This is a genomic window from Nocardia tenerifensis NBRC 101015, from assembly GCF_000308715.1.
GTDB classification, from domain to species: domain Bacteria; phylum Actinomycetota; class Actinomycetes; order Mycobacteriales; family Mycobacteriaceae; genus Nocardia; species Nocardia tenerifensis.
In genome coordinates this window covers 1-15,668 of sequence record NZ_BAGH01000612.1, presented here as the reverse complement: position 1 = coordinate 15,668, position 15,668 = coordinate 1, and the positions used below count along the sequence as shown (strand labels likewise).

The 15,668-nt window shown below is 65.9% G+C and carries 11 protein-coding genes and 1 pseudogene; all 12 read right to left on the bottom strand.

Annotation, left to right across the window (positions count from 1 at the left end):
* Positions 1–17: 17 nt before the first annotated feature.
* Positions 18–1,517, bottom strand: a complete 1,500-nt coding sequence (locus ON39_RS43850; protein ID WP_040743098.1) for a hypothetical protein — start codon at positions 1,515–1,517, stop codon at positions 18–20.
* Positions 1,518–1,589: 72 nt separating this feature from the next.
* Complete coding sequence (locus ON39_RS43845; RefSeq protein WP_040743096.1) at positions 1,590–2,975, bottom strand: hypothetical protein; 1,386 nt, start codon at positions 2,973–2,975, stop codon at positions 1,590–1,592.
* A 52-nt stretch (positions 2,976–3,027) separates the two neighbouring features.
* Positions 3,028–3,480 carry a hypothetical protein gene (locus tag ON39_RS43840; RefSeq protein ID WP_051187909.1) on the bottom strand — a complete coding sequence of 151 codons (453 nt, stop codon included), beginning with the start codon at positions 3,478–3,480 and terminating at the stop codon, positions 3,028–3,030.
* Entirely contained in the window at positions 3,477–4,868 is a 1,392-nt protein-coding gene (locus ON39_RS43835; RefSeq protein WP_085998372.1) for a type IV secretory system conjugative DNA transfer family protein, read from the bottom strand. The genes ON39_RS43840 and ON39_RS43835 overlap by 4 nt, the downstream gene beginning before the upstream one ends.
* Before the next feature lie 469 nt (positions 4,869–5,337).
* Positions 5,338–6,651, bottom strand: a complete 1,314-nt coding sequence (locus ON39_RS43830) for a putative type IV secretion/conjugal transfer ATPase (protein ID WP_063713495.1) — start codon at positions 6,649–6,651, stop codon at positions 5,338–5,340.
* A 366-nt stretch (positions 6,652–7,017) separates the two neighbouring features.
* Positions 7,018–8,592 carry a hypothetical protein gene (locus ON39_RS43825; RefSeq protein WP_040743094.1) on the bottom strand — a complete coding sequence of 525 codons (1,575 nt, stop codon included), beginning with the start codon at positions 8,590–8,592 and terminating at the stop codon, positions 7,018–7,020.
* On the bottom strand, positions 8,589–10,649 hold the full coding sequence (locus ON39_RS43820; protein WP_146251434.1) for a hypothetical protein: 2,061 nt from the start codon (positions 10,647–10,649) through the stop codon (positions 8,589–8,591). Before ON39_RS43820 ends, ON39_RS43825 begins: the two co-directional genes overlap by 4 nt.
* A 69-nt stretch (positions 10,650–10,718) precedes the next feature.
* Positions 10,719–11,453, bottom strand: coding sequence for a DUF8175 domain-containg protein (locus ON39_RS43815; RefSeq protein WP_051187906.1), 735 nt, complete (start codon positions 11,451–11,453; stop codon positions 10,719–10,721).
* Positions 11,454–11,533: 80 nt separating this feature from the next.
* Positions 11,534–11,929, bottom strand: a complete 396-nt coding sequence (locus tag ON39_RS43810; RefSeq protein WP_040743092.1) for a hypothetical protein — start codon at positions 11,927–11,929, stop codon at positions 11,534–11,536.
* Between the two features lie 88 nt (positions 11,930–12,017).
* Positions 12,018–13,460: a MinD/ParA family ATP-binding protein gene (locus ON39_RS46625; protein WP_051187904.1), complete on the bottom strand. Its 1,443-nt coding sequence runs from the start codon at positions 13,458–13,460 to the stop codon at positions 12,018–12,020.
* Positions 13,405–14,526: a C40 family peptidase gene (locus ON39_RS46620; protein ID WP_246003251.1), complete on the bottom strand. Its 1,122-nt coding sequence runs from the start codon at positions 14,524–14,526 to the stop codon at positions 13,405–13,407. Before ON39_RS46620 ends, ON39_RS46625 begins: the two co-directional genes overlap by 56 nt.
* Positions 14,526–15,668, bottom strand: a pseudogene (locus tag ON39_RS43795) (hypothetical protein); the annotation flags it as partial. The gene ON39_RS46620 and the pseudogene ON39_RS43795, both read right to left, overlap by 1 nt.

Here is a 15,668-nt window from a genome sequence, read left to right as displayed (position 1 = left end):
GGTTGACATAGTGCTGGCTACATCCGGCGTCGGCCGGGTCGATTTCTGCCGGGCTGGCGGTTGGCGCGTTGCCGTCGCGTGTGTGCGGCTCGCCGATTGGCAGCGGTTGTCGAGCAGTCCTGCTGCGGACCACGGTTTCGCATCTCGGATTCAGCGTTGGCAGCGTTGCTCGGCCGTGTGAACGCTTGCGGCGGTTCGTTTTTCGAGATTTCGAAGGGCTCGCGATGGCGTACCGATTCGCGAATGCGCTGCGCGGTGTTGGTGTTATCGTCTGCCCGGTCGAGGCGGTGCTGCCAGTCGTACGCGCGGCGGGTGGCGTAGTGCAGTTGTGCGGCGTCGTTGTCGGAGTAGCGTGCCGCGGACCAGGTTTTGACCGCGAAGGCGAGTTCGCCCGGGCTGCGGTATCGGCCTATGGATGTGACGACGCCAGTGTTGGCGTCCTGCTCAGTGAAGCGGAACTCTTCCGCGTACCAGGGACGTTCCGGATCGAGTGGTGTCCACCGGAATCGGATCTCGCACCGGGATCCCTTACTGGCGAGGTAGCGGATGCCGAAGGCGTTCTCTTGCAATCTTTCTCGGGACCACGCGGTGTAATCAGCCGCGTTGTCGAGCCAGCTGGTCGGCGGCGCTGGTGTGGTTCGGTGCCGGACTAGTGCGGTGTTGTCGGCGTCGGTGAGCCGGTCGCTGGCGTTGAGGCCGAGATGGAAGGCGAAGTCGAGGGTTTGGTCACGTACGTCGTCAGCGTGGAGTTTGTGTTCGAACCGCAGGACGCTGGCATGTGGGTGATTGGCGGCGGTCACCGCGTCGGTGTAATCGTCGACGAGGATGTCATAGTGCAGCTCGTCGACGAACGGTTTGCCGTCGAGTTCGCGTTCTCCGCCGAGGATGTCGGTTAACCGGTCCAGCTCGTCGCGTAGCTCCTCCGAGGAGATGCCCGCCCCCGTCATGAGCATGGTTTCTGCGCCGCTCACGTAGTCCACTGCTCGGATGTCGACGGTGAGCCGTTCTTCGTCGGGGTGGTTGACCGACTGCTGGTAGAGCCACTCGCGGGCCTTCCAGCAGCTGGTGAGATGGGCGAACGCTGGGTCGTCGGAGTCCGAACGCTGGTAGGTCGCGAAGTAGGCCAGGCCGCTGGTGTGCACGCGATGCGGGCTTGTGGCGGGTTCGGTGAGGCGCTCGGCGTGGAAGTAGCTGTTGAGGCTCAGCGCTGTCGTGTCGAGAGTGGGGTCGCCGAAGGCCGCGCGGTAAAGCAATTCAGCACGTCGATCGCGGACCTCTCCTGGCTGGTCGGCGGAGTCTTGAACGATCCGCTGCAGGTTTCGCCATTCGTCCCACAGGTGCCCGGGTGCGCTGGCCAGCCAGTCCTGCTCGATACGGAGGGCTTCGGCGCGGAGGGCGTGGTACCGCTCGTACGTGGTGGCATGGAGGCTGGCTTGTCGTAGTCGAAAGCAGCGGTCGTAGGTTTCGCGCATCGCGGCTTCGTCGCCGGCTAGATGCGGATCGTCGTTGATATCCAAAGTCGGGGACCTCCTCGAGCTGTCTGGCGACTCCTTCGAAGGGATTGGGGCGGACAGTGTTTGGTTCTGTTCTCACGCTGCGTCTTCGTGAAATGAGCGCAGGAACTCGGCGCGTTCTTCCATTGCCCAGGGTGATGCCAGGGTTTCGGCGGGCAGCAATTCGTAGGGTTTGCCGGTTCTGATCGCCTCCCGCAGCAACGCACCGGCGGCGACGCGATATTCGAAACTGGTGACGTAGTCGTCCCAGGCACGCAGTCGCTCGAGCGCATAGGGATGGACCCGGACCTCATGGGGCAGCCCTTGCTCATTGCCCCATTCGTGGACCGCATACAACAGATCGCCGAGGCTGCGATAGCAGCCGATCACCGTCTGCAGATCGTTGCCACGGGACAGATGGATCTCGTAGGCCTGCCACCGCGATTCGCGCTGGACAGGGCTCCAGCCGAGTTGAAGTCCGCGGCCTGCGGTCAGCCCGTAGCGGATGGTGAACGCTTCGCTGTAAAGGGTTTCCCGTGCATGTTCGGCCTGTTTGACGCAGCGATCGAGCCAGCTCCACGAGGGACTGGGCAGGGGTTTGGTGCGTTGGGTGTACTCGCAATCGAGGGCAGCCAGGTGATCGGCTGACGGTGTGCCCAGATATGTTGCGACGGCGAGGGCTTGGTCGCGCAGGTCATCGGCGCGCAGTCGGTATTCGAGCCGGTGCTCGCCGGCGTCGGGATGGTTGGCGGCGGCGAAGGCTTCGACGTAGGCGGCGGTGAGGTGGTCGTAGCGGGGCTCGGTGCTGAATCGCTGGCCGTCGCGGTGGATGTCGCCGAACAGCTCGCCTAGACGGACCAGCTCGGTGCGGAGCTCGTCGTGGGTGAGCCCGTCCGCGGTCAGCAAGGGGTAATCGTGGCCGCTGACGTAGTCGACCGCGATGATTTCGGCCTCGGTGTCCTGCTCACCGTCGGCCGCCTCGGCCGCCCAGGCGAATAGCCATTCCCGGGCCTGCCACCAGCTCGTCACCGTAGCTCGACTCTCGTTGGGGCAGCGAAGCTCTCGATACGACACCAGATAGGCCAGCGCAGCGACGGTGGCTCGGCGGTTGTTGAGGGAGCGCTGTCCGCGGCCGGTGAGGCGATCGGCTTGGAGCAGGCTGGCGACCTCGACTCGCACCTCGTCGAGTGCACTGGCTCCGGAAACCACCTTCCGCAGAGTGTTGTAGCGAGTTCGTCGCATCTCGGCGGGCCGTTCTGCCCATCCTTGGACGGCTTGGTCCAAGAAGGCCCATTCGGCACTCCACCGATCCGATCGCGACCGCCACCGGCGGTCTACGCGTTCGGCTTTGGCCCGCAAGGCGCGGTATTCCTTCGAGCTGGTGGCGTCGAGGCTCTCTTGGCGTAGTCGATAGACGGTGTCGTAGGCATTGCGCATAGCCGATTCGGTTGTGCGCGAGTGGGAATCGTTGGCGTTGTTCATGGTCGACCTCCTTTGTCGGTGATCACTCCTTCGAGTCGAATCCAGCGGTGACTTACCGGGTTTGCGGATCGCGGCCGTCGCGGCTGTTGAGGTCGGCGGCGATGTAGTCGGCCAGACCCCCGAGGGTGGGTTGCGGCTGAGTGGTGAAGCGGCAGTTCTCGGGTCGGCAACCGGAGAAGTCGGAGTTGCGGGTCAGTCGTTCCACGGTTGGCCACAGCCATTGGGTGTGCCAGGCGATCGGCTCTTCGGTTGGCAGATCAGGACTTTCGCAGTCGCAGTAGTAGGCGGCGTAGTGGGCGGCCATCAGGGCGGTGAGTTCTTCTCGCACGCTGGGGTGGCGGTACCAGCAGCCGGGGATGCGGGAGCCGAGCTGGTAGGTCGTACGTAGCCAGTCGACCCAGTCGGTCAGCTCCTCCCAGAGTTGTGCCGCGCCCACCCGGTCGAGGTGGCGCCAGGCGTAGCGGCCGGGATGCAGCCCGGGTAGCCGCGGGCGTTCGGCGTTCATGACGCGGCTCCGGAACTCGACTGCGGCAGAAGCTGGTCCGGCACCTCGCCGGTGGCGACGATGTGATCGAACCGCGCGGTCGAGGCCTGGACCTCTTGGCGCCATCGGGGGACTTCCCAGACACTGGGCAGTCGAAGCAGCGCGGCTGGAGCGTTTCGATAGAGCAGAAGTGCGTGTTCGCTGGGTAGTTCGCGGATTTCGTCGGCGCGCAGCACGGTTGCGTCGTGGAGTTGGTAGCTTCGGCCGCCCTGGTGCAGGCTGGCTTCCCAGCTGCGACGCTCGCCGATGAGTCGCGAGAGCGCGGCGAGTTCGTCGGCGCCACGTAGGCCGGGCAGGATCAGCATCGCCGGAGCGGATTGAGCCAGTACGCGGCCACCCTCTGTGCCCCAACGTAATTCGTTTTGGTCTTGGTTGTGGGCGAAGGCCCACACGGTGATGCCTTTGCCACCGGAGTCGGTCATGATCTGCGGCAAATCCGGGATCGGAGCGACGTTGTTGACCTCGTCGAGTACCAGCCGCACCGGCGGGTCGAGACGTTTTCCCGGTTTGTGCTGAGAGGCACGGTCGGCGATGTAGTGGACTTCGGCGGCCAGCGCAGCGACGAACGGCGCCATCGAGCGGGTGCTGCCGCGCGAGACCAGATACAGCGTGTTCGCGCCGGAGAGCACGAATTCCTCGACGTCGAACGAGCGTGCCGGGTCGATGTCGATGGCGGCCAGCAGTTTCGGCGATGCCAGCGGTTCGAGCAATCGAGCCGCAGCGGCCAGGACGTCGTCGGTGGATTCGCTTGGCGAGGACAGGATCTGGTCGAGCTCGCTGGCCCAGTCCGGCACGCTACTCGAGAGGATGTCGACGGGGGTGCGGTTGCTGCGCGAGGAGATCCACACCCGCACCTCGCGGATGCCGTGCCCGCTCAGGGCGGCGGCGTGCAGGCAGCAGCGCAGCATGGTCGAGGCCTTTTGCTCGAAGTAGGCGCCGTTGCGGGTGCCTTCCAGGGGCATGGCGCGGGCTGCGGCGTCGGCTCGTCGGATGGCGGTGTCGGGATCGGTGCACCCGGACAGGAACGACCATCGAAGACACGCTGGCCAGCCTGTCAACCCTTCCGGATCGAATACTGCGACCCGCCCACACTGGGCGCGCTGGACCAAGGTCGCCGCGACCAGATCGGCTTTTGTTGTGGTGACTAGCGCGAAGCCTGGTGCGTCACAGACTCTTTGGTAGGCCACTCGCCATGTTTTGCCCGCGCCTGTCGGGCCATGGACGATCACGCCGTCGCGGTGCTGGAGGTAGACATGGCGGGCGGGCCGCTCTGCCAACCCGCCGATATCGATCGCTGCGGAGTGGGCGTGGGCGGTTCGACGGGATCCGAAGGATAGGCGCGGGGTCATCGTTGTCGCCTTCTTCCCCGCCGGCTCAGGTTGGGATATTCGTGCCGGGCCTTTGACTGAGCTCGTCGTCGATCCAACCCGACTCGTCGTAGATCGGCGGTGGTGGCCAAGCCGGGGCGGTGGCGCTTACGCAACCGGCTGTCGAGAAGGTCAGTGACGATCACGGCTGACGAACACCACGCAACGGCGACAACTCCGATGCACAGCCAGGTCAACCAGGCAGGTCCGGGCCGCGGGTCGCCAGGCCACGCGGCGGCCGGGGCGCCGGGGTCGGACATCAACCGTGCCAGTGTTGGGATCACGTCCGCAGGCCACAAAACCGACGGCCCGTGCCCGGCCAGCACACCCGAGAGCGCCCCGCCACCACAGAGCCCGACAGCCGCGGTCGTCGCCGCATAGGCTGCCAGAGAAACGCCAGCAGGCAGAACAGGTTCGCTACGCACGGGATTGGGCAACCCCCGCCGCCCGCTCACTCCGCACCCCCCTGCAGTCCGGGCCCGTGCGATTGAGGGCCACCCGAGCCGGGGCCATTCCGCTCGGCCGCCGGCTCGCTCGTGGTGGGCGTTGTTTCTGCGCTGTCACTCTGGCGGCCGGTGATCGCAGCGTCGGTGTCGGTGAGCAGCACTTCTTGCGGGGAGCGAATGTGGTTGATCAGGAAGGGGTCCCGGCTGCCGATCTTGACCAGAGCTTGGCCACGTCCGAGGCGCATAAGGGTCTCTTCGGTGCCAGGTGGGAGTCGGTACAGGCGCACGGTTTCCGCGGCGTCGTCGTAGCGGGCCTGCCCGAACAGCACCACGATGCTGGCTTCGCCCATCAACGCCTGCGCGGGCGAGTCCGGGGGTTGGTCGGCGGGATGATGGAACGCGGCAACGGTCGAAAGGCCCAGACCCCGAGAGAGTTTGGCGTTGCCGCGAAATACCTCGCCGGTGGAGCCGGCGGCGACGTGCCAGCCTTCCTCGACCACCAGAATGGTCTGCTGGTAGTTCGAGGAGCGGGCGGCGAGTTTGTTGGCCAACCACGTGTTGGCCGTGGTCATCACCACCCGCAAGGCCGGGCCCTCGGTCGGCAACGCGCTGAGGTCGAAATGCACGAGCGGGTGGTTGTCGAGTGCAACCCGTACGGCGGGGCTGGTGGGCGCGTCCACCAATCCGCACAGGTCTCGTTCGGCCAGCCGCAGCAGTGCCAGGCCAGGTTCGACACCCCACTCCAGGGCTCGCTCGCACCAGCGCGGTCCGAATCCGGCGCCGTCGTGGTGCTCGGGGTTGAGCAGTCGGTGGGCCAGATCGCGGATCACCGGGTCACGGCCGGTCCGATGTGCCTCGGAGGTGACCGCGAACAGCCCAGCACCGACAGCGGCTTTCTCGCGTTCGTCGAGCTCTCTGCCCATAGCATCGGTCAGCACCGCGACCACGAGGGCTTCCTGGCCGGCCGGCACGACACCGTCGATGCCACCGGTGTGGTCGCCGCGGACGCTGATGGCGTGGTCGAGCAGGTTGAGACAGGCGCCGCTGCCACCGACGCGGAAGCGGATGCTTTCCGCGCCAAGGGCTTTCGCCAATGGCGTGTACTCCCCCACCCCGGCCTGCGGCTTCTTGTCCAAGATCACCACCTGTCGGTTGGCAACCAATTGGCGCAGCACGCAGACGGTTTTGATCCAGGAGCTTTTGCCGCGGCCGATATCGCCGATGACCACGACGTTGATGCCGCTGGTTTCGCTGCCATAGGCGGCGAAGCTATCGACGATCTCGAGCTCCTGCGAGAGCGTGTTCAATCCCGCCAGCACACCGTCATGACGGGAGCGACGCCGACTAGTAGCGACATTCCACGCCTCAGCTTGGCGGGTGGTGGTCCATGCGCCTTCCGGGCGAGGTTCGTACCAACCGTAGCGATCCAGCCACCGTCGCCGCCGCGGTACACGTCGCCGCGGCACAGTCACCAACGATGAGGCGCTCGCCGCGGAGGGGGTGCTCACGGGAGACGGGTCGGTGTCCGGGGACGAGTCGGTCGCCGGAGACAGAGCGGCCGCCGAGGATGCGGTACTGGCGGCACCGAAGGTCGAGTCCGGTAGCCCCAGGGCGCGGGCGTGGCGTTTGGCGCGTCGGGCACGAATGGTGTTGTTGCGTAGTCGTTTCGGCATCGCGGCTTCCTCCTATCGGCTGTAGCGGGTGGCGGCCAGGCCTCGCCCGAGGGGCAGGGTGAGGAACAGTGCGGTGTCGTGATTGCCGGTGGCCCAGTCGATTTCGGCGATCGCGGATTCGTGGGCGGCTTCGGTGACGCGCAGGCAGGCCCGTTCGACGTCATCGGAGTCGCGGCCGGTGACTGCGATCGCGGCGGAGTAGATCGCGCCGTGATGTCCAGAGCCGGGAACGAGATCATTGCGGCGGCGATCGGACGCGCTGGCCAGAACTTCGGTGGATCCGTCGTCGAGTTTGCCTTTGCGGGCTTCCTTGGTGCGCCGGGCCTGGTCGGCGGTGAAGTCGCCACGGGCGGCGGCGCGCGCTCGGTGGGCGGGCACGAAATCAATGCGCACGGCTACAGTGCGAATGGTCGGCATCGGGGCGGTGTCGTCGTCGCCGGGATCGGCTTCCACGCCGGTCAGCAGCGGCGTCAGCCACAAGGGTCCCAGCGCGACGGGTTCGATCGCGCGGGGAGGCAGGTAGCCGACCCGGGTGCGCCACGCACCATCGGCGCCGATGGCGACGTTGTCGCGGCCGCCGACATAGCTCGGCCAGCAGGTTGCCCACGCAGCGTCGCGGTGGCGATCGATTTTGAAGCTGGGGTCGATGAACGCCCGGATCAGCGCACACGCGCGCCGCTCACCGAGGACGTCGATGCGTCCCATGCCCGCGAGCGCGAGAAGTCTTGTGGCGCGTTCGGTTTCGTCGCGGACAAGCTGTGCGATAGCGGCTGCGGGGCTCGCAGATTTGGTGCGGGCGATGCGCGCGGTCTCGGACATGAACGCCTCGGTCTGCGGGATCCGCAGCACAATCACCGACCGGTGTTCTTCGGCCAGCGGAGCAGCCAGATCGATCAGTGCCCCATACGATTCCACCGCGGGCGCCAAGCGGGGGTCGGTGAGTTCGGCGACGCGGGCTTCGGCCCAACGGGTGTGCTGGGTCATGTCATGCGGGACGCTGCGGTGCAGCAGCTGTATCCCGCGGATGTGGGAGCTCGATCGCGCCAGCTGCGCCAGGAACGTTCCGAATGCGGCCGAGGACGCGGCGTAGGCGGCATCGCCGCGTAGCCCGTCCGCGACGCCTTCGACCGCGAGGATCGTGCAGTAGCTCGAGCGTTCACCAGGATTGGCGGTGCGCAGAATGAACATGTCGTCCAGACCGGTCCCGGCCACCGGCAGCGGAGTGGTATTGCCCAGGGGCGGTGGGAACTCCCACCCCGGATCCTTGTTCGGGTCACCGAAACTCGGGTCCTCGCAGTTGCGGTACACGTGTTCCCCGCGGCGACGCCGCAGCCAGTTGCGCAGTGTGTGGAGTCGGCACGCTGCCCAGGAGGGTTTGTCGTGCCATTCCATCGTGGCGGCGAACATCGCGGCCAACATGACTAGGTCCACCACCAATGACCAGGAGGCCCCGCCCGCCAGCAGATATAGCGCGACCGCCACACCCAGCCCGATCCCCCAGCTGATCAGCACCGGACGCGACAGGCCAAGCCAAGAGCGACGGGCGATTTCACCGCCGAGGATGCAGGTGCGCTGTTCGGTAGTCATTTGGCCTCCGGCTCCGACTCGGCCTCACCGGGCGCGGATTCGGCGACCGACCGAGCTTTGTTCAACGCCCCACCCGCGGCTTGAGCGGCGATCGGGGCGGCGATCATGCCCCCGGCCAGAGCCGACTTGACGCCCAAACCGCCGACGGATTTCCCGACCTGCGCCATGGATTGCAGCGCACGACCCGTGCGGCTCCCGCTCCCCTGGTTTGCGCCCTGCGCGTTGGTGTTGGCGGCGAGCCGGTTTCCCAATTGGGCTTCGGTGGCCGAGCGGCCATCGCTACTTCCCGCGGTCCGCCATCCCGGATCACCTGTCTTGCTTTGACTTTCGCCACCGCTTCCACCCCTGCTGCTGGCTGCGTTGCGGCCGAGCCCGCGACCGCTGCGTGCGTGCCACGACATCGCCGCACCGGCTCCACTGGCCGCGCCGGCCATCATCGAACCCGATTGGCCGAACCCGGTGGCGTCTGGTCGCGACGGCAGCAGCGGCGCGTACCGCAGCAACGACCACGGCGCAAGCCCCACTACAGCGAAAGCCACGATGACCAAACACAATTGGCTCAGTGTCGACAACTTTTCCGGGCCGCCGGTATTGGTCAGGGCGGCGTTCATCAGCCCGCTGACCGTGCCCAGGAGCAGAAACAGCAGCGGTTTGGACACTACGACGGCCAGGAACACTAGAACCGGCCGCAACGCTTTGCGCCGCCACTGCGGGTGCACCCACATCCCGAATCCGATCCCGGCGCCGATCGCGAGGCAGGGCAGCGCGACCTGGTGCACGAGTAGACCGAAGAACACCGATAGCACCGCCACGATCAGAAGCAGAAACAACAACAGTCCGACCAGAACGCCGCCGGCGAGGGATTTGTCGGTCAGGTCGCTGGTGAACTGCTGCAGGTTGTTGACCATCGCCCCCTGTTCGGGGCCGGAGGCCGCTACGACCGACTCAGTCACGGCGTTGGCCGCCGCCATCACCCAGGCCGCCAACGCTGGCGCGAATAGCATCAACACGATCCCCGCGGGCAGATATGCCCCCAGGTCTGCGGTGATCGATTTGATCGTCTGACCCTTGGCCGCAGTCCGCCAGATCGCCAGGAGGGTCATCAATCCCATCACCATCACACCGAGACCGGTGCTCAGCGCATACCAACGGTGAAACCATTCCGCCTCCGGGTCGAAACGCCCGGTCTGTGACAAGCCTTCCAACACTCGCGCCGTCAGATCGACCGCGCTGTCCTTTGAGGAATTCGCCCAGTCATCGATCACACTCTGCGGGTCATCGATGAACCGCACCACCGCCGCGGCCGTGTGCCACAACCACGAAAACGCCTCTACCACAGCCGCTCCGGCGGCAATCACCTCCCCGAACACCGACCCACGGAGCCGATCACCGAAACTGGTATTGCGATCGATCCAATGCGCCGTGCCGACGAACAACCGGCCCACCGCACGATTCCAATCGAGGCAAGTTTCCTGGTCGATGTGCGGCAGCTCCGGTCGATCGCATTCGACGAAAAAGCCATGGTTGCAGTACATCCCGTTCACCGAGCAGGGGTCGGTCCAGGCTTCGAAGGGCACGATCGCGAATTCCTCCGCGCCCACGGATTTGCGCATCGCCTGCAGCGAGTTCTGGTCTGGGGTCTTCGCCCAGTTGAAGCCCCAGGCATTCTCGGCAGGCCGGGCCCACTGTTTCAGATCGTCCGCACAGGCGGAGGGCATCGCGAAGGAGGAATCACCCGCGGGAAATACGCGAGGAAGCGATTGCGGCGGCGGCTCGGTTCCAGTCCCTACCTCGCCACCTACCAGTTCCTTTCGCTTCTCCGGTGTCACGGCCCAGTAGATGAGCCGGCCTTCCACCGCCATCACAGCATTGACGTAGGCACCGATATCACCGCCACGGCCCGAACAGGCGCCGGAGAACCAGGGACCCGACCGGAATTCCTCTGTGCGATCGACGAATTGGCGTAGGTCGAAGGGGAATCCTTGAGGAAGCGCCCCAGCCGGGACCGGCTGTGCGGGATGTGCTGATGCGAGCCCGCTGCCCAATGTGGCGAACATCCACATCACACACAGCAGTCCCGCCGCTAGTCGAAGCCGATCCCGAATTCTCATCTCACCCAGCCCCTTTCAGTTGATATAGACCGAGTAGTGGCCGGCCTCCAGGGGTTGTCCCAGAGGCGAATCCTTCGTGATGTTGGTCAGCTCCCCGGGTTCCGGCCCTGTTTTCGACGAGAGCTCCTTGACCTGCCAATCCCCGTCCTCCCACACCAGGTCGACGGTGTCGGTCGCCCACGCGGTATTCACCGACATCGGCGATTGCGGATTGATTTGGGAGCGCGACACCACCATCACCCACACCCCGACGTGGGCTGAGGATTCACTGTGGCCGGTGACGCTCACCGCAGCGGGAACGATATTGAGCACGCTCGAATCCTCGGCACGATCTCGGCCGTTCTCGATCCACTTCCGCAGTCGCAGACCCGGATCACGTGCGATTAACGCCGCTTCGACCGCTGCCATCGCGATCCGCCCTTGGCCGGCTTGGGTCAATGCCTGCACGGTGTTTACCGCGGCTGTCGCGGCGCCTTCGTGGTCGCGGCTGTAACCGATTGGGACGCCGTCGCGTACACCGGTGGGCCCGTGGGGTGCGCGCACCGAATTGCCGGAGCCGGCGCTGGCGGGATCGTCCTTCTCGCAGCTGTTGAGGACGAGCATTCCGGTGACCGCGATCGAAACCAGCACCATGCCCGCGATCAGGATCTGCCGTGGAGTTTTCCTATTGCGAGTCGACTGGGTGGTGCCAGGCGCCTGACCTGGTGTGTCTGGGGTCAGGTCGCCGAATCCCTTGGCGTTCCACTTCATGGGGAAATGCCTCCTTACCCGCACCAGGCGGGATCGGTCATCGATGTCAGGCCGGCGCGGGTCGCGTGACCTGATGGCGGCTATCCGCCGACGACGAACAAGATCGTTGCGACCAGCGGGGATGCCGCGGCCACCAACGCCACCGAGATCAGGGCGTCTTGTAGTTCTTCGGAGCCCTCGGACAGATCGTTGGCATAGCCGCGTGACTTGGCTCGTTTGACCTTGAACGCGCCCACGATGACCCGTACCGCGGAGCCGATGATGATCAGCGCCCAGATGAAGGCGACGATCCGTTTCCAGGTGGCGTCGAGGGATCCGGAGAACAACCCGAAGTCCGGGCTCACCCCATCGAGCGGATTCTGAATATCTTGGGCTGACGCGGTCGGAGCCGCCGCGAGTGCCAACCCCACCGCGCCCAGGACCACCGTGGCCCAACCTGTTCGACGGATGCGTCGTCGCGTAATCAGAGTGAGCATCGCTTCACCTCCATTCCGATGCGACCGGCTTGCGCAGCCGCGAATAGTTCCGATTGCTTCGATTCGTTTTGCCGGGAGCGCATGTCGCTCACCAGTCCACGGTGTAGGCGCCGCTTTTCCAGCCACACAACATGTTTCGTTCATTTCGGACGTCGGACTTTTCGTCCATCCCGCAGGCTGGCAACTGTCGGTGTGATCGCGTGTGTCGAGGATCGGGCCCAGGCCGTGAGTCGGGCACGAAGTCGGTATCCGCGGGCGCCCAGCGCGAACCGAGCGCTTCGGCTAGTCCGTCAGCGACCGCGGCCGCGACCTCAGCCCAGGCCTGTACGCCCGCGCAGCCCAGGCGGGACAGGATTATGCGATCGCCGTCGGCGAGCATGCGGTCGAATGGCACCGTCAGCACTCGCTGAACCCCTGCGCGATCCAACGCCGCCAGGGCGCGCCCGCTGCTCGTGCCGGGTTCTTCGGCGTAGACGACGACGGCGCGGGCGGCCAGGGCAATATGTCCGGACTGGGCCAGGCCGTCGAGGAGTCGCAAGGCGGCGACGACGCTGTCGCGGCGGCCGGTGACCGGTACTACGAGCTGGGTGGCGGTCTCCATCGCCCACTCGAACGCGGGCGCGCGTTCGTTACTGCCGGTGTCGATCAGGATCATCGTGCGTTGCCGCCGCAGTACCGCCATGATCGCTGCGCATTCCTCGCGCCCCAACGTCGCGGTGCCGGCCGGTGTTTGGTCGGAGGCCAAGACCTCGTCCAGCGTCGGCTGGCGCTGCAGCAGTCTGCCCAGCGCCGAGGCGTCGCGGTCCGGTGAGCACAGTTCGCGAGCACATTCAAGGACGTCCCACACGGTTTCAGGTCCTTCGCAGACCGCCGCGCGGGCGGCGAGGGTGCCACAGGCTTCGTTAGCGTCCCAGGCCACCACCTGCCCGCCGCGAAACTGGCCGAACAATCCCGACAGCACGATCGTTGTCGGCGTCACCCCCGATCCGCCCTTGGGGTTGGCGACCGCGACCACCGACGTGCCGGGCAGCGGTTGGCGGATGCGTTGCACCGCACGCCGATAGGCAACCTCCGGCCCGGCCGCTGACGGCTTGAAGCGACACCCGACTGTGTTGAGCGCACCGCGCCAACCCCAGCGCGCCGGTTCGCTCTCGACTGCGGGAGCCGGTTCGAGCACCATCGCCAAGCGGACCTCGCGTGCGGCGGCGAGGTCCTGCTCCGAGGCGGCCGGCGCGGACCAGTCTTCCACTCTGTAAGGACCGCTCGGCCCCCGTTCGTTTCCTTCCGGCTCGGTGCCGGAAGCTTCTGGCGCTGACGTTGTTTCGTATCGCGGGCGCAGTCGTTGGCGGCGCAGATTGACCGGCCGCTCCGCCGTGTAGTCCTCTTCGTCGTCGTTGCCGCTGTGGGGTGCGCTGGTGTTGTCCATGAGCTCGGCCTCCTCGGAGTCGGTGGATGGGTCGATCGCGTGCGGCCCTCTAGTGGCCGGGTCCAGGTGCTCGCTGCCCGGCGGCTTGAGCAGCCACGGCCTCATCGCCTGCGCCGTAGCGTCTGATGTCCCACCGTTCTTTGGACCATTGCGCCAGTGGGGCGTAGACGACCGGGACACCGAATGTCGCTGCGTGAAGCACACTTTCGACCCCGTCGATGATTCCGGCATAGATCGCGACGTGGTGAGAGTCCGCTTGTTCAGGAGCAGTGAAGAAGATCAGGTCCCCGGGTCGTTGCTGCCCAAGGGGAACCTCGAGTGCGTCAGGATGCGCCAGCTGAGATTGGGTGTAGTGCGGCAACCTGATTCGACCCTCCGACGCGACATAGATCGCATGCAACGTCAGGCCCGAACAATCGAAACCACCTCCAGTGGGCCCGGCTTCGTCTCCACCGCCCCACACGTAGGGCCAGCCGATCCATCGGTGAGCAGCGTCCAGAACTCGTTGACCGAATCCATCGGTCACCGAGTTGACGCAGCCAACGCGCATGGCCCTAGTGCCGTTTCCCAGCGCCGCCAGCAGCTGCGTGACTCGCTCGGCATGGCGTCCGTAGGCGCTGGGAACCGCCGATCGCTCTACGGCTTGGGCGATCTCGGCAGCGGGCATCTGCTGCCAGCCGGGAAGCTTGCCGAGCTGGTCATAGAACCAATTCGCTTGGTAGCGCGGGTTCATCAGCTGCGCCATCCCGACCGAACCCCAGATCGATGCGCGTAGCTGCCAGGGCCCTACCGAGTCGTAGTCGGAACCGACAATGTCGTGGTCGTAACGCAGCGACTCCGGCACGGTCGAGTTGGCGTAGTTCTGAAAATCACTTTCCGCTGCCGCGGCCAGCAGCGCGGCGGTTACCCCTAGCTCAGGCATTCCGCGCTGGCGGCCGACTTCGATCGCGATGCGTGCAATGGCGATCTGCTTGTCGGTGTAGCCCGCGACCGATGCCGGACCGACTGGCCGCGGCATCGCCACCTCGATCGGGGCATCACGTCGTGCGGTGCGCGGAATGTTGGGTAGGCAACCAGGACTGGTCGCGACCGTGTCTTCTGAGCCCAACAGCATGATCCCGGCAGCCACCACTACACCGGTCAGCAGTGCGGCTACAAGCGGGGCGGCCATCAGACGCCTCCGGTGACGTGCCGGATTCGGGCGGCGAACCAGTCGGTTAACCACTGCACGGTGTTGCGCTGTCCGTCGACCAGGTAGTTCTGATAGTTCTGGTGCACGCCGGAAGCGAGGAAGTTGGCAGCGGTGAGCCCCTCGGCGGTCAACAGTGCCAGCGCATCCATGGCCTGGCGGTCTCCGGATAGGGCTGGGGTCTGCGTTGACCCCATACCGCCGACGTTCGTGGAGGGTGCCGTTTTCTCACCGGTCACTGCGTTCAGTGCCAGGGTGGCGAATCCGAGCATCGTCGGTCCGAGCGCGGCCACTCGCGCGGCGATCTGGACAGGATCGGCAGCTTTGGCAAGCGCCTCGGCGATGCCCCAGAGGTCTTCCTGCAGCCGGCCGGCTTGCCGTGCCAAAGCCACCAGATCCAGGTTCTCCAACAGACCCACGACCATCGATGCGATCTGGGCGGCGCCGGTGGTGTCGGGGATGAGCGCAATAAACTTCGAGACCAAGCCCAGGTCGACCCCGTCGGCCATGGCCACCAGCGGCGCGAACCCGTTGTTGAGTTCTCCGAACAATCGATGCAGCAGCGAGACCTTCTCCGGCAGCGCCATATTCATATCGACGACCGCGGCTGCGAGTTTGGTGAGGGTGTCGACGACAGTGGGAAGGTTGGTTGCCAGCGCGAGCCCGTTGGTCAACACGTTGGTGACCTGCCCGACCAACGCGGAGGGCTTTGCCAGGCCCAGCATGCGCGTCGCCTGCGCGAGAGCCTCCGGCCCGGAGTTCGTCAGCGAATCCGTCAGTGGCGCAGTCGCATCCGCGAGCTGCTTGGCTGAACTCGCAGGATCGGTACTGGCAGGGACACTCAGGTCGGACAGTGCGGCCATCGCGGCCGATAGATCGGAATGCGACAAGCCGGCCAGCAGATCCTGCGGAATCTCCTGTGCGTTTCCGGATTCCGGTTGTCGCTGCGTCGCATCAGCCGTCCGCGTCACCCAGTCCGCCAAGGGCCCGAGCGTGGCACCGACTTCAGTGGCGGCCGTTGACAGAGCAGCAGGATCGACCTGCCTCTGCGATGCCAGATCGACCAGTTTCCCGATCGCCGAGGGCAATCCGGCCAGCTCGACGGTGTCTAAGTGCCCGTGTAC

Coding starts and splice junctions, on each gene's coding strand:
- ON39_RS46625 (WP_051187904.1), bottom strand. CDS start 13,460: ATGAGGCCGTGGCTGCTCAAGCCGCCGGGCAGCGAGCACCTGGACCCG.
- ON39_RS43845 (WP_040743096.1), bottom strand. CDS start 2,975: ATGAACAACGCCAACGATTCCCACTCGCGCACAACCGAATCGGCTATG.
- ON39_RS43835 (WP_085998372.1), bottom strand. CDS start 4,868: ATGACCCCGCGCCTATCCTTCGGATCCCGTCGAACCGCCCACGCCCAC.
- ON39_RS46620 (WP_246003251.1), bottom strand. CDS start 14,526: ATGGCCGCCCCGCTTGTAGCCGCACTGCTGACCGGTGTAGTGGTGGCT.
- ON39_RS43825 (WP_040743094.1), bottom strand. CDS start 8,592: ATGACTACCGAACAGCGCACCTGCATCCTCGGCGGTGAAATCGCCCGT.
- ON39_RS43840 (WP_051187909.1), bottom strand. CDS start 3,480: ATGAACGCCGAACGCCCGCGGCTACCCGGGCTGCATCCCGGCCGCTAC.
- ON39_RS43815 (WP_051187906.1), bottom strand. CDS start 11,453: ATGAAGTGGAACGCCAAGGGATTCGGCGACCTGACCCCAGACACACCA.
- ON39_RS43810 (WP_040743092.1), bottom strand. CDS start 11,929: ATGCTCACTCTGATTACGCGACGACGCATCCGTCGAACAGGTTGGGCC.
- ON39_RS43820 (WP_146251434.1), bottom strand. CDS start 10,649: ATGTTCGCCACATTGGGCAGCGGGCTCGCATCAGCACATCCCGCACAG.